Raw genomic sequence first — 20,394 nt, forward strand, 5'->3', positions numbered from 1 at the left:
CGGCACCGCAGCACGCAACAAGTTTGTTTCGACATTGCAGGACCGCAACGACGTACAGGCCTGGCAGCCCACTGCCACAACCCAACAAACTCTTCGGGGAAGCACCATGAACTGCAAGAAATCCCTCCTCAGCGTGGCCATCCTGACAAGCCTGAGCTTCGCGGCACAGGCGCAGCAGGCAGACAGCAGCCAGTCCTCCAGCAACGCCACCGACCTGGACACGATTACCGTCGTGGGCATCCGTGGCAGCCTTGAGAAGTCGCTCAACACCAAGCGCGATGCCAGCTCGCACGTCGAGGCCGTCAGCGCCGAAGACATCGGCAAGCTGCCGGCCAAGAACGTGGCCGACACCCTACGCGAACTGCCGGGCGTCAACATCGCCTCGTCCTCCGCCAGCGAAGGCGCGTTCGACGAAGCCGACCGCGTCAGCCTGCGCGGCACCAGCCCCAGCCTGACCCAAACCACCCTCAACGGCCACGGCATCGCCACCGGTGACTGGTTCGTGCTCTCGCAGGTGCAGACCGTGGGCCGCAGCGTCAGCTACTCGCTGCTGCCGTCGGAAATCGTCGACCAGGTCGTCGTGCACAAGGCGTCGGAAGCCAAGCTGCTTGAAGGCGGCGCCGCCGGTTCGGTCGACATCATCACCCGCAAGCCGCTCAACTTCGACAAGCCGCTGACCCTGGAAGGCTCGTTCGGCGCGGTCTATTCCGACCTGCCCGGCGACACCAAGCCGCAGTTCAGCGGCCTGCTCAACTGGAAGAACGATGCCGACACCTTCGGCATCCTGGTCCAGCCGTTCTACGAGAAGCGCAGCCTGCGCCGCGATGGCCAGGAAGTGGTCGGCGGCTACGGCACGGCGACCGTCGCCGGCCAGAGCGTGCTGTATCCCAACCTGCTCGGCGCCACGCTCTTCACCCAGGAGCGCGAGCGCTCCGGCGGCACGGTCGACCTGCAGTTCAAGGCCTCCGATGACCTGACCTTCAACCTCGAAGGCTTCTACTCGAAGATGAAGGCGGACAACTACAACCGCAACTTCATGATCTGGGGCAGCCAGTTCGTCGGTGCGCAGACGCCGGACAGCTACACCATCAACAATGGCGTGCTGACCAGCGCCAGCTACACGCCCAACGGCACCACCCCGTATGGCGTGTACGACATGATCTCGCGCCCGGGCGCCGAATCCTCGACCAACTACGTTGCGTTGAATGCCGACTGGCACGTCAACGACAGCGTTGCGGTGAAGTTCGAAGCCGGCAGCAGCCACGGCGTGGGCAAGAGCCCGAACCAGGACGTGCTGGAAACCGGCCTCTCGCCCACCGGCGGCACCGTCGGCTGGCAGATGAACGGCATCGGCCACGTCATCGACGCCTCGCTGGGCACCGGCAACACGCCGACCACCCAGGTGCCGTCGGCCGGCTGGATCTTCGGCGACCAGGGCATCGAGGTGAAGGACAAGGAAAACTGGTTCGCCGCCGACAGCAGCTGGACCAACAGCGATGGCGTGCTCAGCTCGCTGGACTTCGGCGTGCGCTATACCGAGCACGAGCGCCACAACGATTTCGATATTGGCCAAGGCCCGCTCAACGGCATGCCGCCGCTGTCGGCGCTGCCCACCACCGGTGGCAGCTATCCGAGCGACTTCGGTGACGGGATCGGGGGCAGCCTGCCCACCGGCATCTGGTACTACACGCCGGGCCAGCTCGCGGCGATCGACGCGGCCTACGCCAACCGCGATCCGATCACCCGCTTCAACTGGCAGAACGTCTATGGCGTGAAGGAAGACAACGGCGCGGTGTACCTGCAGGCCAACTTCCAGGGCGAGCGCTGGAGCGGCAACGTCGGCGTGCGCTACGTCAACACCTCCACCACGATCAACTACAACCAGGGCGTGGCTGCCACGATTCCTGGCGCGGTCACCGGCTCGGCCTTCGGCGCTTACCTGCCGATCCAGGTCAAGAACGACTACAACAAGCTGCTGCCCAGCGCGAACTTCAAGTTCGACTTCACCGATGACCTGGTTGGTCGCCTGTCCGCGTCCAAGACGCTGACCCGTCCTGACTACTCCGCCCTCGCCGGCTCGCTGTCGCTGGACGACCTGACCCACACCGGCAGCGGCGGCAATCCGTTCCTCAAGCCGCTGGTGTCGACCAACTTCGATGCCTCGCTGGAATGGTATTTCGCCCCGCGCGCCCTGCTGGCGGCCAGCGCCTTCTACATGAAGATGAAGGACTACATCGACGTGGGCGGCTCGCAGGTCATCCAGTACAAGGACCAGCAGGCCAGCTTCGACCAGGGCGTCGATGTCTACGCCGACTACCAGGTCACTGTGCCGGTCAATACCAACGCCAAGGTCAAGGGCGTGGAGCTGACCTACCAGCAGCCGATCGGCGAGCACTTCGGCACCAGCGTCAACTACACCTACACCGATGGCGAGACCGACACCGGCACGCCGATGTTCGGCACCTCGAAGAACACTTACAACGTGGCAGCCTTCTTCGAGAACGACGTCTTCAGCGCACGTGTGTCCTACAGCTATCGCGACAGCTTCTACGCCGGTGCCAGCCGCGCCACGCCGTTCTACCAGGACGACTTCGGCACGATCGGGGCCTCGCTGGGCTACAAGATCAACGACCACCTGTCGGTGAGCCTGGACGGCCTGAACCTCAACAACCCAAAGTCCAAGTACTACACCGATTCGACCGTCGGCTTCCTGCCGTATGCCGTGTACTCCAACGGTCGCCAGTACTACCTGAACCTGCGCGCGAAGTTCTGATTCACGCCAACATGCTGCATGCTTGACCCTAGGCGGGCCCGGACACTCCGGGCCCGTCTGCGTTTTGACGATGCGCGCGCCGGCTGCCGGCGTGCTTTACCGCAAGAGGTGTCCGATGCGTCTGCCTGCCTGTTTCCGTCCCGTCCTGCATGCCGCGCTGGCTGTGCTCTCGCTGGCCTGCGTGCCCGCGCTGGCCGCCACGCTGCCGCTGATCCCGATGCCGCAGTCGGCCACGCCGGGCGAAGGTCAATTCACCGTCCAGCCGGGCATGACCGTCGGCGCCCAGGGCGAAGGCGCGCGCAAGACCGCCGAACAGTTCATCGACCTGCTGCACGACAGCGGCGGCCCATCGCTGGTGCTGGCCGAAGATGACGCCGCCAAGGACGCGCCGATCCAGTTCACCGTCGCGCCCGGCACCGGCGGCCCGGAAACCTACACGCTGCAGGTCACGCCCGAGCGCATCCAGCTCAACGCGACCGCCTCGGCCGGATTGTTCTATGGCGCGATGAGCTTGTGGCAGCTGCTGCCATCGGGCAACGCGCAGGCCGGCGCCACGCTTGATGCGGTGACGATCAACGATGGCCCGCGCATGGCCTGGCGCGGCCTGATGCTCGATTCGGTGCGCCACTTCCAGAGCGTGGAAGAAGTCGAGCGCCTGCTCGATGCGATGGCCGTGCACAAGCTCAATGTCTTCCACTGGCACCTGGCCGACGACCAGGGCTGGCGCATCCAGATCGACCAGTACCCGCTGCTGACCGAAGTCGGCGGCTGCCGCGTGCCGCTGGGCGATGGCGGCATCGGCGAGGACGGCCAGCCGATCCAGGAATGCGCCTTCTACACCAAGGACCAGATCCGCGAGGTGGTGCGTTACGCCGCCGAGCGCCACATCACCGTGGTGCCGGAGATCGACATCCCCGGCCACGCCACCGCCGCTATAGCGGCGTATCCAGAGCTGGGCGTGGATCGCCCGCAGCTGCAGGTGGCCAATGGCGCCGGCGTGTTCCCGAACCTGTTCAACGCCGACGAATCGACGATGACCTTCCTGGAGAACGTGCTGGGCGAAGTGCTGCCGCTGTTCCCGGGCCAGTTCTTCGACATCGGCGGCGACGAGGCGGTCAAGGACCGCTGGAAGGCCTCCAAGCACATGCAGGCGCGCATCAAGCAGCTTGGCCTGAAGGACGAGGAAGCCCTGCAGGGCTGGATGGTCAATCGCCTGGGCACCTACCTGGCCCAGCACGGCAAGCGCATCATCGGCTGGGATGAGATCCTGATGGGCGGCCCGCTGCCCGATGGCGCGGCGGTGATGTCCTGGCGCGGCACCGAGGGCGGTATCGAGGCCGCGCGCAAGGGCCACGACGTGGTGATGACGCCGGTGACACACCTGTACTTCGATTACCTGCAGACCGCCTCGCCGGCCGAGCCGCCGGGCCGGCCCAGCCTGATCCCGCTGGAAAAGGTCTACGGCTTCGAGCCGGTACCGGCCGAACTGGACGCCGCGCAGCGCCAGCACATCATCGGCGTGCAGGCCAACGTGTTCACCGAGCACATGCACAGCTTCGATCGCGTCGAGCACAACGTGTTCCCGCGCATCGCCGCGCTGGCCGAAGTGGCGTGGTCGCCGCAGGCCAGCCGCGACCTGGCCAGCTTCAAGCAGCGCCTGCCCAACCTGCTGGCGCATTACCGCGCCCTGCACATCCGCTACGCGCGCACGCCGTTCCAGGTGCTGTTCGCCACCACGCCGTCGGCCGATGGCAAGCAGGCCAGCGTGGCGCTCAGTGATCCGCTGGACTACGCCGACATCCGCTACACCACCGATGGCAGTGCGCCCAAGGCCGATTCGCCGCGCTACAGCGCGCCGCTGACGCTCACCGTGCCGACCACGCTGCAGGCGGCGGTGTTCTTCAACGACAAGCCGCTGGCGCCGCCGACCGTGCTGGGCCTGACCACCGACGCCCTGCGCACGCGCAGTGACGAACAGTTGGCCATGTGCACCGGCGCGCTGATGCTGCGTCTGGAAGACGACGGCCCGCGCGCCGGTCCGCGCGCGGTCTACAACGTGGACATCTTCAATCCGTGCTGGGAATGGAAGGCCGCGCCGCTATCGGGAATTGCGTCCGTGCAGATCCGCGCCGGGCGCATTCCGTACTTCTTCGAGCTGGCCCACGACGAGTACCTGCGCACCTTCAAGAAGGCCAAGACCGCCTACGGCGAACTGGAGCTGCGCGACGGCTGCGATGGCGCGGTGTTGGGCAGCGTGCCGCTGCCGAAGGACCCGGGCGCCGATGGCTTCCAGACGCTGGACATCCCGCTCAAAGCCGCGCCCAGCCAGGCCAACCTGTGCGTGTATTTCACCGGCGACACGCGCCCGAACATGTGGGTGCTGGACCGCATGACCCTGATACCGGCAGGCAACTGATGGCGCACGCCCTTTCGCAAGGCGAAGGGGCGTGTTGGGACCGGTGTGATTTGCAGCGTCGTCCCAACCCAACCAAAAACCTGTGGGAGCCGCTTCAGCGGCGATGACGCTTTATCGCGAACGCCCCATCGCCGCTGAAGCGGCTTCCACGCTTGATCATGTTCCACCCGGCTTGCGTGGGAACCAGCGCAACAGCAGATTGCTGGCGCGGGTCCTGGCGATGGCCAGCCCCAGCAGCACGCCAGTGCTGTCGGCCAGCGCGTCCATCGGATCGGGCGTGCGGTCGGCGGTGAACCAGCCCTGCATGAACTCGATCAGCACGCCCAGCACCACCAGCCAGGCCGCCGCGCGCAGCAGCGCGCGACGCGTGGCGAAGAGCTGCACCGCGCACACCATCAGCACGAAGAACGAACCGGCGTGCTCGATCTTGTCCACGCCTTCGGCCACGCGCGGGATGTCGTCGCCCGGCAGCAGGCAGGTGGTTACCACCACCGCCATCGCCAGCCCCCACAGGCCGACCCACAGCGCCGGCCAGCGCAGCGGCTTCAACGCGCCGCTGCTCACAGCCGCCACGTCAGGTCACCGGACAGGAAGGCCGCGTCGAAATTGCAGTCGCGCGCAAAGCCCATGAACTGTAAACGCTCGCCCATCTCGTTGGGCAGGGTGAGCTTCTTGAACTCGTTGCGCAGGCGCAGCGTGGTCGCCTCGTCCGGCGCGCGCGCCTCCGCTTCGCCCAGGCGATCGATCAAGCCGTTGCCGACCAGGAAGCCCGCCTGCGTCGCGTAACCCGCCAGGGCGAAGCCCGCGCCGGTACCGGCCTCGGCCAGCGCGGTGAAATCCACCGAGGCGGTGATGTCCTGCAGCCCCGGCCAGCGATAGACATCGTTGTGCATGCGATGCCGGTAGAAGGCGCGCATGGTGCCGCCATCGCGTTGTTCCAGGTAGTACTCCTTGCGCGGGTAGCCGTAGTCGCAGAACAGCAGCGCGCCGGCGTCGAGCTTGCCGATCACCGCTTGCACCCAGTACGGCAGCTGCGGCAGCAGCTCGCTGCGATAGCCATCCTCGAACAGCACGTCGCGCGACCGCTCGACATGGCGCACGGCCGCGGCCAGCAGCGGATCGGCGGGGCGATCGGTGGCGACGAAGCGGCCTTCGCCATCCAGCGCGACATGCTCCTCGAACACCTCACCTTCGCGCAGCACGAAGCGCGGCGTCGGCAGCGCATCGATCACCTCGTTGGCGAACACCACGCCGTTCCAGGTGTCCTGCGGCGGGGTGTCCAGCCATTCCACGCAGTCGAACACCGGTGGGATCAGGCGCCGGCCCAGGCGCTCGCGCTGGCGTTCGCGCAGGTCCGCGCTGGGTTCCAGGATCCAGTACTTGGCCGGCATCGCATCCAGCTGCAGCAGGCGCTTGAGCATGACCTCGGCAAAGGCGCCGCTGCCGCCGCCGATCTCCAGGAAACACGCCTCCGGCCCCAGCTCCTGCAGCACCGGCGCCACCGCCTGCGAGACCGCACTGGCGAACAGCGGGCCGATTTCCGGCGCGGTGACGAAATCGCCGGCCTCGCCGAACTTGGTCGCCCCGGCGCTGTAATAGCCCAGCCCCGGCGTGTACAGGCAGCGCTCCATGAAGCGCGAAAACGGCAGCGATCCGCCGGACGCGGCGATTTCGCCCCGGATCATCGCGGCCAGGCGGTCACTGTGGGCCAGGGCATCGGCATCGGGAAGCGGCAGGTCGTTCATGCAGGTCAAGGCGTGACGGCAAAGAAGTCCATGTTACGCGGCGCCTGGCGACCTTGCGGTGCGGATCAGGTGAATTCCAGTCGCACCAGCCCTAGCCAGCACCGGAGGGCGCCCCTATGATCGTGGTGCCCTCTTCCCCGGTTGTGACATGACTTATTGCGTCGGCATCGAAGTGGACGAAGGCCTGGTCTTCGCCGCGGATACCCGGACCAGCGCGTCGTTTGACGACGTGCGCGTCTACCGCAAGATGCACATCTTCGAGTACCCGGGCGACCGGGTCTTCGTGATTCTGTCTGCCGGTAACCTGGCCACCACCCAGCTCACCATGTCGCGACTCAAACGCGATGCGGAAGATCCCTCGTGCACGCGCAGCCTGCGCACGTTCAAGCACCTGTTCGAGGTGGCCGAATACGTGGGCGAGGTGCTGGTGGCCAGCCAGTCGGCGGTCAACGACCAGGCCCAGCAGAGCGGCGTCAGCGTGCAGTCCACCCTGGTGCTGGGCGGCCAGATCGCCGGCGAGCGGCCGGGCCTGTACATGGTCTACCCGCTGGGCAACTGCATCGCGACCTCGCCCGAAACGCCCTACCTGCAGATCGGCGAATCCAAGTACGGCAAGCCGATCCTGGACCGCATCCTGCGCCCCGGCACCACGCTGGAAGACGCGGCGCGTTGCGCGCTGGTGTCGCTGGATTCGACCATCCGCTCCAACCTGTCGGTCGGCATGCCGCTGGACATGGCGCTGATCCGCGCCGGTGACCTCAAGGTGACCCAGCAGATGCGCCTGGAAGGCGACACGCCGCTCTACGCCGAAATCCACGACACCTGGTCGCGCAAGCTGGAAAACGCCGTGCGCACCCTGCCCCGCTTCCCCTGGGAACCGGCGCGCGAAGGTGAGGAACACGAAGAGCGCCCAAGCCGCCAGGTGGTCGCGCCACCGCGCCGCATCGCTTCGCGCCAGGATCCGGGCGACGACGCCGGCCAGCAGTAAGACGCGCGTGGATCAGGCAAAGAAAAAGCCGGGCACTGCCCGGCTTTTTCATGTGCGCTCCAGACCACGGTCAGTTGTAGAAATACCCTTCCACCACCGCGTTGTGCAGGTTGCTCAGGTGGACCTGGATCTCGTCCATGAACGCGGCCGGATTCTGCGCCGCCAGCCACACCGGATCGGCGTTGCGAATCATCCCGACCACGCGATTGAGGTGGCGGTCCACGCCCGGGCGCGGCGGCATCGTCGGCAGCACGTGCTGGGCGCGGGTCAGGCAGAACTGCACGCTGCGCGGGAACTCGGTGTTCTGCAGCAAAAAGCGCAGCGCGTGCTCGCCGGTCACGCGCTGGCGGATGTGGCGCCGGTACATCTGGTACGCCGCCAGTGAACGCAGCACCGCCATCCACTGCATGTTGCGGAACGCCTCGCGATCTTCCTCGCTGCGCGGGGTGATCAGGCCCGAGGCGCCGGCATCGATGATGCGCGTGGTCATGTCGGCCTGTTCGATGCCGGTGCCCAGGCGCAGGAACTGGTAGCCGATGTCGCGGCTCACGTTCGCCGAGAGCAGGCCGGAAACCTTCAGGCAGCCATCGACGATGCGGGTGATGAACTCCAGCCGATAACGCCGCTGCAACGCACGCTCGCCGCTGGCGGCCACGTACAGGTGCAGGTCGTTGACCGCTTCCCACACTTCCTGCGGCAGCGTGTCGCGGATGCTGCGCAGGATCTCGCGGGCGCTGGTGATCGAGACGGTCAGCGAGGCGGGATTGGCTTCGTCCAGCAGCAGGAACCGGATGACCTCCGCGTCGGCCACGTCGGTGCCGGCATCGGGATGCAGCGCGGTGAACAGGTCGCCCGAGCCGACCGTGTCGATCATCGGCCGCCAGGTGAAGCGCACCGAGCGCGGCAGGTCCAGCTGCAGCATGCTGCCCACGCCGACCAGGCGCGCGGTGTTTTCCGCGCGACGGATATAGCGGCTGAACCAGTAGAGATTGTCTGCGACGCGCGAGAGCATCAGGTGCCCTCCTCGTCGGTATCCACCACCCAGGTGTCCTTGGCGCCGCCGCCCTGCGAGGAATTGACCACCAGCGAGCCGGGCGTCATCGCCACGCGGGTCAGGCCACCGGTGGTGACGTAGGTGTCCTCGCGCGAGAGGATGAAAGGCCGCAGGTCCAGGTGGCGCGGCGACGGACCTTCGTCGGTGACGATCGGCGCGGTCGAGAGATTCAACGTCGGCTGGGCCATGTAGTTGCGCGGATCGGCCTGGATCAGGCCGCGGAACTTCTCGATCTCCTCCTTGCTCGCGCGCGGTCCGATCAGCATGCCGTAGCCGCCCGATTCGTTGGCCGGCTTGACCACCAGCTTGTCCAGGTTGGCCAGCACGTGCTTGAGGTCCTTGTCGTCGTGGCACAGGAAACTGGGCACGTTGGGCAGGATCGCGTCCTCGCCCAGGTAGTACTTGATCATCTTGGGCACGTAGGCGAACACGACCTTGTCGTCGGCAACGCCCGCGCCCGGCGCATTGGCCAGCGCCACCTTGCCCGCGCGCCAGCTGCGGATCAGGCCCGGCACGCCGAGCATCGAATCGGGATGGAACACCTCCGGATCGATGAACAGGTCATCCACGCGGCGATAGATCACGTCCACGCGCTGCGGGCCGTAGACGGTGCGCATGTAGGTGCAGTCGTCGTCGGCAACGAACAGGTCCGAGCCTTCGACCAGCTCGATGCCCATCGCCTGGGCCAGGTACGCATGTTCGAAATAGGCGCTGTTGAACACGCCTGGCGTCAGCAGCGCGATCACCGGCGCATCGCCCGGACGCGGCGACAGCGCCGCCAGGGTGTCGTAGAGCTGGCTCGGGTATTCGTCCACCGGCAGGATCGAGCTGGTCTCGAACAGCTCCGGGAACACGCGCTTGGCGACCATGCGGTTTTCCAGCATGTAGCTCACGCCGGAAGGAATGCGCAGGTTGTCTTCCAGCGCGTACAGCGTGCCGTCGCCGTCGCGCACCAGGTCCGAACCGCAGATGTGCGCCCACACGCCCAGCGGCGGGGTGATGCCCACGCACTGCGGGCGGAAGTTGACCGAATCCTTCAGCAGCATCGCCGGGAACACCTTGTCCTTGACGATCTGCTGCTTGCCGTAGACGTCGCCGATGAACAGGTTCAGCGCGCGCATGCGCTGCTTGAGGCCGGCCTCGGTGACTTCCCATTCCTTGCGCGGGATCACGCGCGGGATCAGGTCGAACGGCAGCGTGCGGTCGACGTTGCGACCGTCCGAGTACACCGTGAAGGTGATGCCCATGACGCGGGCGACGACATCGGCGGCGACCTGGCGCTCGGCGATCTCGCGGCCCGACAGGCCACCGAGGTATTCGACCAGCCTGCGCGCGGCAGGACGGGCCTGGCCGTCTGCCTGGATCAGCTCATCAAACGTGGAACTCCGGTACTTCTCCCAGTCCATTCGCTCCGTTCCGTTGGCCCTTGCAGCCAGCGAAACGCGGTGCGAAAGGGGATGCAGGCAACATGCCCGCAAACCATGATGGGCGTCAAGCAATCCACGGGATGTGATGCGCGCGATGCGGGCGTGCCATCGTCCGCGTCCGCACGGGCGATGACATGCGGGGATGCCACAATCGCGTCATCTTTCCCGGCAGAGCCTTCCATGTCCGAGTTTCCCCGCGTCGCCCTGGTCACCGGTGCCGCCAAGCGGATCGGTGCGGCCATCGCCCGCGCCCTGCATGCCGATGGCTACGCGCTGGCCCTGCACTACCGCGGCTCGGCCGACGAGATGCAGGCACTCGCTGCCGAGCTGGAAGCCGCGCGCCCGGGCAGCACGCTGGTGCTGCAGGCCGAGCTGGCGCAGGTCGAACAGTTGCCACTGCTGGTGAGCCGCACGGTCGAGCGCTTCGGCCGGCTCGACGCGCTGATCAACAACGCCTCGGCCTACTACGCCACGCCGGTCGGCACGGCGACGCCGCAGCAGTGGGATGCGCTGTTCGCCTCCAACGCGCGCGCGCCGTTCTTCCTGTCGCAGGCCGCCGCGCCGCACCTGAAGGCCAGCCGTGGTGCCATCGTCAGCATCGCCGACATCTACGCTCAGCGTCCGCTGCCAGAGCACACCCTCTACTGCATGGCCAAGGCCGCGCTGGTGATGATGACCCAGTCGCTCGCGCGCGAACTCGGCCCGCACGTGCGCGTCAACGCGATCGCGCCCGGCAACATCCTGTGGTCGGAGAATCCGGTCAAGGCCGAGACCGAGCAGGTCCTGCGTGATCGGGTGCCGCTGCAGCGCCAGGGCGCGCCCGAGGACATCGTCTCGACGGTGCGCTGGCTGATCGATGGCAATACCTACGTCAACGGCCAGATCATCGCGATCGATGGCGGTCGTTCGGTCTTTATCTGACCAAGGTTTGTCGTGTGGGAGCCACTTCAGCGGCGATGGGCTTTCGCGGGAGGATTTCATCGCCGCTGAAGCGGCTCCCACAAAGACCAGACTTGCTCAGGCCAGCGTCGGCCCACGCAGCTGGTTGAGCACGTCCTGCATCAAGCCGACGAACAGTGGATGCCCCAGCTTGGTGTCGTCGCGCCACAGCACGATGCCGTGCGCATCGCACTCGCAGGCCAGGTCGATATCGATCACGCACTGCGCATCGCCAGGCACGCGGCCCAGCTCGGTTTCGATCTTCTTCAGCGAGACCACCAGTGCATCGTTGGCCAGGCCGCTGGCGAAGACGATCGCCTGGTTGTGGAAGCGGCGCGCGTCGCCGCTGACACTCGGCCCTTCGACGCAACGCGAAGTCGCTTCGACCAGCCCTTGCGCGGACAGCGTTTCGATCGCCAGCCGCAGCACCTGCGGCGAGTCCAGGCTGCTGCCCAGCAGCAGCACGTAGCGGCGCGTCTTCATGCGGACTCCTTGCGACGGACGATGCGCACACCCACGCCGCGCGCGGCCGGCACGGCCTGCGGCTTGGTCACGCGCAAGCTGAGCTGCTGGATTGGGAAATCGCGCAGCAACTGCGTGGCGATGGTGTCGGCCAGTGCTTCGACCAGGGCGAAGCCTGACTGCGTACAGATCGCCTCGATGGTCTGCGCGATCACCGCGTAATCGACGGTGTCGGCCAGCGCATCGCTGCTGCCGGCGCTGCGCGTGTCGACGGTCATCTCCACGTCGAACACCAGCGGCTGGGTCGCGTCGCGCTCGAAGTCGTAGACGCCGATCAAGGCCTGCACCTGCAGGCCATCGATGAAGATCACATCGTCCATCGGCGTGTCTCAATCGTCCTGGCGCGGGCCGGCCATGCGGGCCAGGCGCAGCTGGAACAGCACCTTGGTCACCAGCAGGCGTTCTTCGATCGGCTTGAGCACCAGATCGTTGGCGCCCTGCTGCAGCAGTTCGGCCTGGTTGTCGCGGTTGCTGTCGCCGGTCATCACCAGGATCGGCAGGCGCCGCTTGCCGTAGGCGAAGTCCACGCGCACGCGCTGAATGATGTCCATGCCGCTCAGCTCGCCCTTCAGGGTCACGTCGGTCAGCACCACGTCGAACTGGTGCTTGGACATGCCCAGCGATTCGGCCGTCAGCAGCGCGAAGGCGTCTTCGGCACGCAGCACGTGCACCACATTCAGGTCGTGGCGCTCCAGCATGCGCTTGGTGGTCTCGGCGACCACGCGGCTGTCTTCCACGTACAGCACCGTTGAGCCGGGCAGCGGCTCGGGCTGCACATAGCCGTGGATGAAGGCCGCCAGCGCCTCGTGGCCCAGCGCCTTGTCGAAATAATCGGTGACGAACTCGGTGAAGCGGCGCTCCTCAAGATGCGCCTGGGCTTCGCCAGAGACCACGATCACCGGCACGTAGGCCTGGCCGGCCGTTTCGCGCACGGCGCGGGCCACTTCCAAGCCGCTGCCGCTCTTGAGCGACAGCGCCGTGGTGACCAGGTCGACCGGGCCCTCGGCCAGCGCCTTGCGCGCTTCGGCCAGGGTCGCGCACCCAATCACCTCGACCTGCGGCAGATCGCGCTTGAGGACGTCGGCGATGAGCTTGCGCACCATCTTGGAGCCATCCACCACCATGACGCGGGGTGTTTCGCTGATCAGGTGCCGCAGGTCTTGTGGGGGCATGAAGGGCCAGAAAGGGTCAGGTGTCGGTCGGACGGGTCTGGCGCAGGTAGTGACCGGTCACCCACCACGCTCCGAGCCAACCGATGATCAAGGCCGCCACTAATACCAGCCCGGCGCGCGCCGGGTCCAGCCCGTCCAGGGCGAAGCTGCTGCCGTAGCTCTTGGCCAGCGCATCCAGCGGCGCGCGCAGGGCGATACCAGCGCCGATGACCAGGGCCAGCGCCAGCACGCCGGCGCCCAGGCCGTACCACGCGCCCAAATAGATGAAGGGCCGGCGGATGAAGCCATCGGTGGCGCCCAGCAGCTGCAGCACGCCGATTTCCTCGCGCCGCGACTGAATGTCCAGGCGCACGGTATTGCCCACGACCAGCAGCGCGCCCAGGCCGAACAACGCCGCCAGCACCCAGGCCAGGCGCGTGCCGAAGTGCAGCCAGCCATCCAGGCGCTGGCGCCAGACCGCGTCGTGCTGGACCGTGTCGGCTTCGGGCAGCTGCTTGAGCGCGTCGGCCAGGGCGGCATCGTCGCCGCTGGGGATCACGATCAGCTGCGCGGGCAGCGGATTGTCGTCCAGTGCATCGATCGCCGCATCCAGGCCGCTGAGCTTGCGGAAATCGGCCAGCCCTTGCTCCGGCGTGCGCAGCTCGACGCTGGCCACGTCACTGCGGCCGCGGACCTGCTCGGCCAGCGCCTGCGCGCGCTCGGCCGGCGTGTCCAGCTTCAGGAAGACATCCACCTGGCGCGAGGCCTGCACGTTGCCGGCGAAGTGCTGCACGTTGCCCAGCGCCAGCCACAGGCCCAGCGGTAGCGCGAAGGCCACCGCCATCACGCCGATGGTCAGCGCGGTCGACCACGGCCGGCGCACGGCGCGACCCAGGCTGGAGACAAAGCTGTAGAGATGCTGGTCCAGCCAGATCCCCACGCCCGAACGCGGGCCGGGCGCGCGGCGGTTGGGCTCGATCTTCGGGGTCGGCGCGGTGTCGTTCATGCGCGGCTCCCGGCATGCAGTGCGTAAATCATCAGGTCAGTCCGCCAGGTCGTCCGGCGAGATGTCGTCCATCAGCCGGCCGTGGTCCAGGATCAGGGCGCGCTTGCGCATGCGCTTGATCAGCGCCAGGTCATGGCTGACCACCAGCACCGAGGTGCCGCGCTCGGGCATGGAGGCGAACAGCGACATGATCTCGGCCGCCAGGGTCGGATCGAGGTTGCCGGTGGGCTCGTCGGCGACCAGCAGCTGCGGCTCGGAGACGATCGCCCGGGCGATGCCCACGCGCTGCTGTTCACCGGCCGACAGCTGGGTCGGCAGCGCGCGCTCGCGATGGCCCAGCCCGAGCCGGGTCAGCACCTCGCGCACGCGCTTGCCGATGTCGCCGCGACGCTCGCCGCGCAGGATCAGCGGCAGGGCGACGTTCTCGGCCACGGTGCGGTCGGTCAGCAGGCGATGGTCCTGGTAGACCGCGCCCACGTGGCGGCGGTGCAGGGCGACGTTGCCGCCGCGCACCTTGAGCAGGTTGCGGCCGCCGAACACCACCGCGCCTCGGCTGGGCCGTTCGCTGAGGTGGATCAGCTTGAGCAGGGTGCTCTTGCCGGCGCCGGAGTGGCCGGTGACGAACAGCATCTCGCCTTCGGCCACCTCGAAGCTCACATCGGACAGGGCCTCGTGGCCACCGGGATACTGCTTGCTGACGTTTTCAAAGCGCAGGACGGTCATGGGCGGCGATTATGCCTATCGCGACGTGAGCGGTGGGCACCGTGCAGACCGACATCGCGCATCAGGCCGCCAAAACGAAAACGGGCCGCCTGCTGGCGACCCGTTCTTTAAGCTTCAACGCGAGGCGATCAGCCGCCGACCAGCGACTTGATCTTGCGCCCCAGGCGGGTCAGGAACGAGTCGTTGGCACGAGCGGCGGCCGGCGCTTCGGCCGCGCGCGGCTTGGCAGCCGGGCCAGCGTTGGCGCGCGGCGGACGCGGCGCACCCTCGCCGTTGGTCGCGGCGTTGCCCGCCTGCTGGCCTTCGCCACCTTCCACCGGACGGCCATGACGACGGCGACGGCGCTTGCGGGCCGGCTTGTCGCCCTGCGGCGCCTGCGGATCGATCACCGCGCCCGTGCCCGGCGCAGCCGCCTGGGCAGGACCCGTCGCCGCAGCGACCAGCGGATCGCCCGCCGGCGGCGCGGTCGTGCCGGACGCATCGACCGGCTCGCTGCGCGGACGGCGCGGCGGACGCGGGCCGCGGCTGCCCGCGCCTTCGCCCGAACGCCCACCGCTGCGGCTACCTTCGCGCGGACCGCCACTGCGACCGCCCGGACCACTGGACGAACGCCCGCCGCCACGGCGCGCCTCGTCGGCGGCCTTCTGCTCGCGGGCTTCGCGGAAGATCGCGCTGACGCTTTCGGCTTCCTCGCCTTCCTCGGCCGCCGGCAGCGGCGCGCGCTCGGGGCGCGGAAGTGCGGTCAGCAGTTCGGCGGTGATCGGCTCGACCGGGATCTTCTGCTCGATGTAGGCCTCGATGTCCGGCAGGCTCTGCGCATAGCGCTCGCAGGCGAAGCTGATCGCGTCGCCCTCGGCGCCCAGGCGCGCGGTGCGGCCGATGCGGTGCACGTAGTCCTCGGCATCGAACGGCAGGTCGTAGTTGTAGACGTGGCTGACGCCGTCGATGTGCAGGCCACGCGCGGCCACGTCGGTGGCCACCAGCAGTTCAAGCCGGCCGGCCTGGAATTGCTTGAGCAGGGTTTCGCGCTTCTTCTGCGGCACGTCGCCCGACAGCACGCCGACGCGGTAGCCGGCGCGTTCCAGCGCCCGGGCCACGCGTTCGACGAAGGCCTTGGTGTTGACGAACACCATCGTGCGCGCGCCTTCGCTGCGCGAGAGCAGGCCGATCAGCAGCGGGATCTTCTCGTCGTCGGCCGGCAGGTACATGCGCTGGCGCACGCGCGCGGCGGTGATGGTCTCGGCCTCGACGACGAGCTTCTCCGGCTCGTTCATGTGCTCGTAGGCCAGCTCCAGCACGCGATGGCTCAGCGTGGCCGAGAACAGCAGCGTCTGGCGGGTACCGCGCTCGGGCATGCGGCGCAGCAGGAAGCGGATGTCTTTGATGAAGCCCAGATCGAACATGCGATCGGCTTCGTCCATCACGCACATCTCGCAGGCGTGCAGGGACACCACCTTGTGCTGCTTGACGTAGTCGATCAGGCGGCCCGGGGTGGCGATGATCACGTCCACGCCCTGCTGCAGCAGTTCGCGCTGCTTGTCGTAGTCCACGCCGCCGTAGATCAGGGCAAAGCGCAGGCCGAGCTGCTCGCCGAACTTCATCGCATCCTTGTGGATCTGGATGGCCAGTTCGCGGGTCGGCGCCATGATCAGCGCGCGCGGGTCTTCCGGCTTGCGGTCGGCCAGCGCCGGGCGGGTCAACAGGCGGTTCATCACCGCGACCAGGAACGCCAGGGTCTTGCCGGTGCCGGTCTGGGCCTGGCCGGCGACATCGCGCCCGGCCAGTGCCACCGGCAGGGTCAGCGCCTGGATCGGGGTGCAGCGGGAAAAGCCTGCCGCTTCCAGGCCCGCCAGGAGGTCCGGATGCAGCTCGAACGTGTTGAAGGTGACGTCAGTAAGGGGCTTGTCGCTCATGAATTCTCTTTGCGCCGCGGCGCAGGGGCGACGGCAGGCTGAAGGGGCGGAGGCGTCCGCTTGCATCGCCGGCACCCCGGTCGCAAACTGGCGACTCGATGCCGGGTGGTGCGACCTTGCCCTTGCATGTCAGGGCTTGATCAGGCCGCGAAACGCCCCATTTTACCGCATCCGGCGGCCATCTTCGGCCCCGCACCGCGAAAACTCCCTCGGAGACCTTAGATGAGCGACAAGGTGACCCACGTCGGCGATGCCGATTTCGATGCTGCTGTCCTGCAGTCCAGCGAGCCCGTGCTGGTGGATTTCTGGGCCGAATGGTGCGGCCCGTGCAAGATGATCGCCCCGGTCCTGGACGAACTGGCCGACAGCTACAACGGCCGCCTGAAGGTCGTGAAGCTGAACGTGGACGACAACCGCGCGACGGCCATCAAGTACCACGTGCGCAACATCCCGCTGCTGCTGCTGTTCAAGGACGGCCAGGTCCAGGCGACCCAGGTCGGCGCCGTGGGCAAGGGCCAGCTGACCCAGATGATCGACAAGGCCATCGGCGCCGCAGCCGCCTGATCCGGCCGTTCCGGCGCGCCGCCCACGGCGCGCGCCGCCGCCTGAATCCGTTGCAACCCGCTGCCGGGCGTGCTTGAAGCCGTCCCGGCGCGGTGATAGTGTCCACCCCATCCGGCGCAGGGGATCCAAGCGCCGCACCCCTTCTGCAGTACCACTTCCCAGTCACTCCAGCCGCCCGCGCCTTTCGCCGCCGGCCGCTCGCAACCTCTCAGTGAGGAATCGCACTTTGTCCGACAGCAACGAAACCGGCGCAGCAACGGCCGAGAAGCGCGTGCGCAAGCCGCGCGTGGCCAAGACCGCCGCCACCAAGGGCGACGCTGGCGCACCGCAGGCCAACCTGGCCCTGGACACCGCGCCCCCGGCCGCGCCCGCCGCGCCGAAGCCCGCTCCCGAATCTCCCGCGCCCGCGCCTGCACCCGTTGCAGCTGCGCCGCAGCCGCAGTCGCAGCCCGCGCCGTCGGCCGAAGCCCCGGCCCCGCGCAATGAAGGCGGCGACGCTGGCCCGTCTTCCGAGTCGCGCCAACAGCACACCAACGGCGGCGGTAACGAAGGCGGCAACGCCCAGCGTCCGCAGCACAACAACGGCCCGCAAGGTCAGGGCCAGGGCCAGAACGCCGGCGGCGGCAACAATCGCCGCGAGCGCTTCCGCAACCGCCGCGACCGCGACCGCGAGCGCAATGGCGGCGGCGGCGGCGGCGGTGGCGGCGGCAACAACAACCGCGGCTTCGGCGGCGGTGGCGATGGCTTCCCGGCCGACGGCGCCAACGAGAATTTCGTCCCGCGCCCGCATCCGCAGGTGCCGGAAGGCTTCCCGCAGTATTCGCTGAGCGACCTCAAGCGCATGCCGGCGTTCAAGCTGCTGGACATCGCCGACCAGCTGCAGATCCACGAAGGCGTGGCCCGCGCCCGCAAGCAGGACGTGATCTTCGCCCTGCTCAAGGTGCTGACCCGCCACGGCGAAGGCGTCGCCGCCGACGGCGTGCTGGAAATCCTGCCCGACGGCTTCGGCTTCCTGCGCGCGGCGGAAGCCAGCTACTTGGCCGGCCCGGATGACACCTACATCTCGCCCAGCCAGATCCGCCGCTTCAACCTGCGCACCGGCGATCACCTGGCCGGACGCATCCGCTTCCCGAAGGACGGCGAGCGCTATTTCGCGCTGTCGATCGTGGACACCATCAACGGTGAGCCGATCGAAGCCAGCAAGGGCAAGGTGCTGTTCGAGAACCTGACCGCCCTGTTCCCGCGCAAGCGCTTCACCCTGGAGCGCGGCAACGGTTCGTCGGAAGACATTTCCGGCCGCATCCTCGACCTGATGGCACCGCAGGGCAAAGGCCAGCGCGCGCTGATCGTCTCCCCGCCCAAGGCCGGTAAGACGATGATGATGCAGCAGGTGGCCACGGCCATCACGACCAATCATCCGGACGTGCACCTGATCGTGCTGCTGATCGACGAGCGCCCGGAAGAAGTGACCGAAATGCAGCGCACCGTGCGCGGCGAGGTCATCTCCTCCACCTTCGACGAGCCGGCCGCACGCCACGTGCAGGTCGCCGAGATGGTGATCGAGCGGGCCAAGCGCCTGGTCGAGCACAAGAAGGACGTGGTGATCATGCTGGACTCGATCACCCGCCTGGCCCGCGCCTACAACAACGTGGTGCCGAGCTCGGGCAAGGTGCTCAGCGGCGGCGTAGACGCCAACGCCCTGCACCGCCCGAAGCGCTTCTTCGGCGCGGCGCGTAACGTGGAAGAAGGCGGCTCGCTGACCATCATCGCCACCGCGCTGGTCGAGACCGGCTCGAAGATGGACGAGGTGATCTACGAAGAATTCAAGGGCACCGGCAACAGCGAAGTGCATTTGAATCGTCGCATCACCGAGAAGCGCGTCTATCCGGCGATCGACATCAACCGTTCGGGCACCCGCCGCGAAGACCTGCTGATCGAACCGGAGCTGCTGCAGAAGATCTGGATCCTGCGCAAGCTGCTACACCCGATGGACGAAATCGCCGCGATGGAATTCATGCTCGACAAGATGAAGAACACCAAGTCGAACGACGAGTTCTTCAGCTCGATGAAGCGCTGAGTTTCCAGCGCTTCCATCGGCCAACAAAAAGCCCCGCATTGCGGGGCTTTTTGTCTATCGCGAGATTGCGGGATCAGCTCGCGCCCAGCGGCGTCTTCAGCTGCAGGCCGGCGCCGACCTGGCTGACGTGGCCATCGATGCCCGCGTCTACACCGGTATCGGCTGCCACATTCGGCTTGGCCCAGGGAATGAGGTTGCGAGGGCCAGGCACGTAGGCGCGCCACTTCACTTCTTCCAGTTTTCGAGGCTCACCCATGCTGTAACTGACCGGCACGCGCACCTGCCAGTAAGCATCGCCGACCGACTCGCCCCTGGTGGGCGGCACGAAGGTCCAGCCACGCGCGGCATCCATCGCGGATTTTTCGAACATCGCGCGCCACTTCTCCATGTTGCGCTCGCGGTCCACGACCTGCAGGTTGGTCTGCTCGGCGGCAACATCCTCCACGGTGCCATCACGGCCCACGCGCACCAGCAGATAGACGTCGCCGGCCACGCCATTCTGTGCGGCCGTCTGCGGGTAACGCGGCGGTGTCATCTTCGCGCTGCCAACGACTTCGCCCGGCTGCGGATCGCCTTCGAACTGTGCGCTGCGCACCGCCATTTCGTACCGATCGTTGTCCAGCTTACGTGCGACCAGTCGCAGGCTCATCTTCGAACGCGCACCGACCGCGTGGCCATCGCGCTCCACCGGATGGAACACCCAGGAAGGAATCGCCTGGTCCAGCAACTGCCGCGCTTCCGGCGGCAGGTCTTCCGGGTGATCGAAGCGATACGTCTCGACTTTGCCTTGCGGCGTGATCTCGATATCGCCGCTGACCAGCATGCTGGCCTCGATCGTCTTGCGCACCGCGCTGGCTGTCTGCGCCTGCGCGCCTGCGGTCAACATCGACAGGGCGACCACCCATGCACCCATGTGCCAGATCCGTGCCATCACCGCGACTCCTTCGCATTCCAGAATGCGCCGAGCCTATGCCAGTGCCGCACGGGCGGCAACCCAAGTCCCGCCGCCCGCGCATCCATGCCGTTGCCACACGCGCAGCACGGGACGTAACGCAGTGGCCCAGCGGCAGGCGCGGGAAGCTGTCACGGGCGCCGC

General features: G+C 67.4%; 17 protein-coding genes. 6 read left to right on the plus strand and 11 right to left on the minus strand.

Features of this window, described 5'->3' with window-relative positions; translation table 11 throughout:
• Positions 1-106 precede the first annotated feature (106 nt).
• Together BMZ17_RS18500 and BMZ17_RS18505 are read left to right on the plus strand one after the other, a co-directional pair.
• Positions 107-2,773, plus strand: a complete 2,667-nt coding sequence (locus tag BMZ17_RS18500) for a TonB-dependent receptor (protein ID WP_093142875.1) — start codon at positions 107-109, stop codon at positions 2,771-2,773.
• A 115-nt stretch (positions 2,774-2,888) separates the two neighbouring features.
• On the plus strand, positions 2,889-5,189 hold the full coding sequence (locus BMZ17_RS18505; protein ID WP_175485676.1) for a family 20 glycosylhydrolase: 2,301 nt from the start codon (positions 2,889-2,891) through the stop codon (positions 5,187-5,189).
• Between the two features lie 156 nt (positions 5,190-5,345).
• On the opposite strand, the gene BMZ17_RS18510 is transcribed toward BMZ17_RS18505, so the two are convergent.
• Together BMZ17_RS18510 and BMZ17_RS18515 are read right to left on the minus strand one after the other, a co-directional pair.
• Positions 5,346-5,762 carry a VanZ family protein gene (locus BMZ17_RS18510; RefSeq protein ID WP_093142884.1) on the minus strand — a complete coding sequence of 139 codons (417 nt, stop codon included), beginning with the start codon at positions 5,760-5,762 and terminating at the stop codon, positions 5,346-5,348.
• Positions 5,750-6,934 carry a class I SAM-dependent methyltransferase gene (locus tag BMZ17_RS18515; protein ID WP_093142889.1) on the minus strand — a complete coding sequence of 395 codons (1,185 nt, stop codon included), beginning with the start codon at positions 6,932-6,934 and terminating at the stop codon, positions 5,750-5,752. The genes BMZ17_RS18510 and BMZ17_RS18515 overlap by 13 nt, the downstream gene beginning before the upstream one ends.
• 148 nt (positions 6,935-7,082) lie before the next feature.
• Between BMZ17_RS18515 and BMZ17_RS18520 the strand changes: the two genes are divergently transcribed.
• Positions 7,083-7,922, plus strand: a complete 840-nt coding sequence (locus tag BMZ17_RS18520) for a proteasome-type protease (RefSeq protein ID WP_093142894.1) — start codon at positions 7,083-7,085, stop codon at positions 7,920-7,922.
• Positions 7,923-7,992: 70 nt separating this feature from the next.
• On the opposite strand, the gene BMZ17_RS18525 is transcribed toward BMZ17_RS18520, so the two are convergent.
• A complete protein-coding gene (locus tag BMZ17_RS18525; RefSeq protein ID WP_093142898.1) occupies positions 7,993-8,934 on the minus strand; it encodes an alpha-E domain-containing protein in 942 nt (313 codons plus the stop codon).
• The gene (locus tag BMZ17_RS18530) at positions 8,934-10,382 is read right to left on the minus strand and encodes a circularly permuted type 2 ATP-grasp protein (RefSeq protein ID WP_093142902.1); all 1,449 of its coding nucleotides are present in this window, start codon (positions 10,380-10,382) and stop codon (positions 8,934-8,936) included. The genes BMZ17_RS18525 and BMZ17_RS18530 overlap by 1 nt, the downstream gene beginning before the upstream one ends.
• A 201-nt stretch (positions 10,383-10,583) precedes the next feature.
• Between BMZ17_RS18530 and BMZ17_RS18535 the strand changes: the two genes are divergently transcribed.
• Entirely contained in the window at positions 10,584-11,324 is a 741-nt protein-coding gene (locus BMZ17_RS18535; RefSeq protein ID WP_093142906.1) for a pteridine reductase, read from the plus strand.
• Between the two features lie 96 nt (positions 11,325-11,420).
• On the opposite strand, the gene BMZ17_RS18540 is transcribed toward BMZ17_RS18535, so the two are convergent.
• From BMZ17_RS18540 to rhlB, 6 genes are all read right to left on the minus strand, one after another.
• On the minus strand, positions 11,421-11,825 hold the full coding sequence (locus BMZ17_RS18540) for a 2-amino-4-hydroxy-6-hydroxymethyldihydropteridine diphosphokinase (RefSeq protein WP_093142911.1): 405 nt from the start codon (positions 11,823-11,825) through the stop codon (positions 11,421-11,423).
• Complete coding sequence (gene folB, locus BMZ17_RS18545; protein WP_093142916.1) at positions 11,822-12,184, minus strand: dihydroneopterin aldolase; 363 nt, start codon at positions 12,182-12,184, stop codon at positions 11,822-11,824. The genes BMZ17_RS18540 and folB overlap by 4 nt, the downstream gene beginning before the upstream one ends.
• A gap of 9 nt (positions 12,185-12,193) precedes the next feature.
• A complete protein-coding gene (locus BMZ17_RS18550; protein ID WP_093142920.1) occupies positions 12,194-13,036 on the minus strand; it encodes a response regulator in 843 nt (280 codons plus the stop codon).
• Positions 13,037-13,052: 16 nt separating this feature from the next.
• Entirely contained in the window at positions 13,053-14,021 is a 969-nt protein-coding gene (ftsX, locus tag BMZ17_RS18555) for a permease-like cell division protein FtsX (RefSeq protein ID WP_093142924.1), read from the minus strand.
• Positions 14,022-14,057: 36 nt separating this feature from the next.
• Positions 14,058-14,744, minus strand: coding sequence for a cell division ATP-binding protein FtsE (gene ftsE / locus BMZ17_RS18560; RefSeq protein ID WP_093142929.1), 687 nt, complete (start codon positions 14,742-14,744; stop codon positions 14,058-14,060).
• A 128-nt stretch (positions 14,745-14,872) separates the two neighbouring features.
• Positions 14,873-16,657, minus strand: a complete 1,785-nt coding sequence (gene rhlB, locus BMZ17_RS18565; RefSeq protein ID WP_093142933.1) for an ATP-dependent RNA helicase RhlB — start codon at positions 16,655-16,657, stop codon at positions 14,873-14,875.
• A 222-nt stretch (positions 16,658-16,879) separates the two neighbouring features.
• On the opposite strand from rhlB, the gene trxA reads away from it, so the two are divergent.
• Together trxA and rho are read left to right on the plus strand one after the other, a co-directional pair.
• The gene (trxA, locus tag BMZ17_RS18570) at positions 16,880-17,221 is read left to right on the plus strand and encodes a thioredoxin TrxA (RefSeq protein WP_093142937.1); all 342 of its coding nucleotides are present in this window, start codon (positions 16,880-16,882) and stop codon (positions 17,219-17,221) included.
• Positions 17,222-17,447: 226 nt separating this feature from the next.
• A complete protein-coding gene (gene rho, locus BMZ17_RS18575) occupies positions 17,448-19,298 on the plus strand; it encodes a transcription termination factor Rho (protein WP_093142942.1) in 1,851 nt (616 codons plus the stop codon).
• Between the two features lie 73 nt (positions 19,299-19,371).
• Here the strand turns inward: rho and BMZ17_RS18580 are convergent, their stop codons facing one another.
• Complete coding sequence (locus BMZ17_RS18580) at positions 19,372-20,229, minus strand: TonB family protein (protein ID WP_093142947.1); 858 nt, start codon at positions 20,227-20,229, stop codon at positions 19,372-19,374.
• Positions 20,230-20,394: the final 165 nt, after the last annotated feature.

Source organism: Pseudoxanthomonas sp. GM95 (genome assembly GCF_900109775.1).
Taxonomy (GTDB): domain Bacteria; phylum Pseudomonadota; class Gammaproteobacteria; order Xanthomonadales; family Xanthomonadaceae; genus Pseudoxanthomonas_A.

Excerpts from the sequence above, each read along its gene's own strand:
- BMZ17_RS18500 (WP_093142875.1), top strand. The coding sequence starts at position 107 with ATGAACTGCAAGAAATCCCTCCTCAGCGTGGCCATCCTGACAAGCCTG.
- BMZ17_RS18505 (WP_175485676.1), top strand. The coding sequence starts at position 2,889 with ATGCGTCTGCCTGCCTGTTTCCGTCCCGTCCTGCATGCCGCGCTGGCT.
- BMZ17_RS18515 (WP_093142889.1), bottom strand. The coding sequence starts at position 6,934 with ATGAACGACCTGCCGCTTCCCGATGCCGATGCCCTGGCCCACAGTGAC.
- BMZ17_RS18520 (WP_093142894.1), top strand. The coding sequence starts at position 7,083 with ATGACTTATTGCGTCGGCATCGAAGTGGACGAAGGCCTGGTCTTCGCC.
- BMZ17_RS18525 (WP_093142898.1), bottom strand. The coding sequence starts at position 8,934 with ATGCTCTCGCGCGTCGCAGACAATCTCTACTGGTTCAGCCGCTATATC.
- BMZ17_RS18530 (WP_093142902.1), bottom strand. The coding sequence starts at position 10,382 with ATGGACTGGGAGAAGTACCGGAGTTCCACGTTTGATGAGCTGATCCAG.
- BMZ17_RS18535 (WP_093142906.1), top strand. The coding sequence starts at position 10,584 with ATGTCCGAGTTTCCCCGCGTCGCCCTGGTCACCGGTGCCGCCAAGCGG.
- BMZ17_RS18540 (WP_093142911.1), bottom strand. The coding sequence starts at position 11,825 with ATGAAGACGCGCCGCTACGTGCTGCTGCTGGGCAGCAGCCTGGACTCG.
- folB (WP_093142916.1), bottom strand. The coding sequence starts at position 12,184 with ATGGACGATGTGATCTTCATCGATGGCCTGCAGGTGCAGGCCTTGATC.
- BMZ17_RS18550 (WP_093142920.1), bottom strand. The coding sequence starts at position 13,036 with ATGCCCCCACAAGACCTGCGGCACCTGATCAGCGAAACACCCCGCGTC.
- ftsX (WP_093142924.1), bottom strand. The coding sequence starts at position 14,021 with ATGAACGACACCGCGCCGACCCCGAAGATCGAGCCCAACCGCCGCGCG.
- ftsE (WP_093142929.1), bottom strand. The coding sequence starts at position 14,744 with ATGACCGTCCTGCGCTTTGAAAACGTCAGCAAGCAGTATCCCGGTGGC.
- rhlB (WP_093142933.1), bottom strand. The coding sequence starts at position 16,657 with ATGAGCGACAAGCCCCTTACTGACGTCACCTTCAACACGTTCGAGCTG.
- trxA (WP_093142937.1), top strand. The coding sequence starts at position 16,880 with ATGAGCGACAAGGTGACCCACGTCGGCGATGCCGATTTCGATGCTGCT.
- BMZ17_RS18580 (WP_093142947.1), bottom strand. The coding sequence starts at position 20,229 with ATGGCACGGATCTGGCACATGGGTGCATGGGTGGTCGCCCTGTCGATG.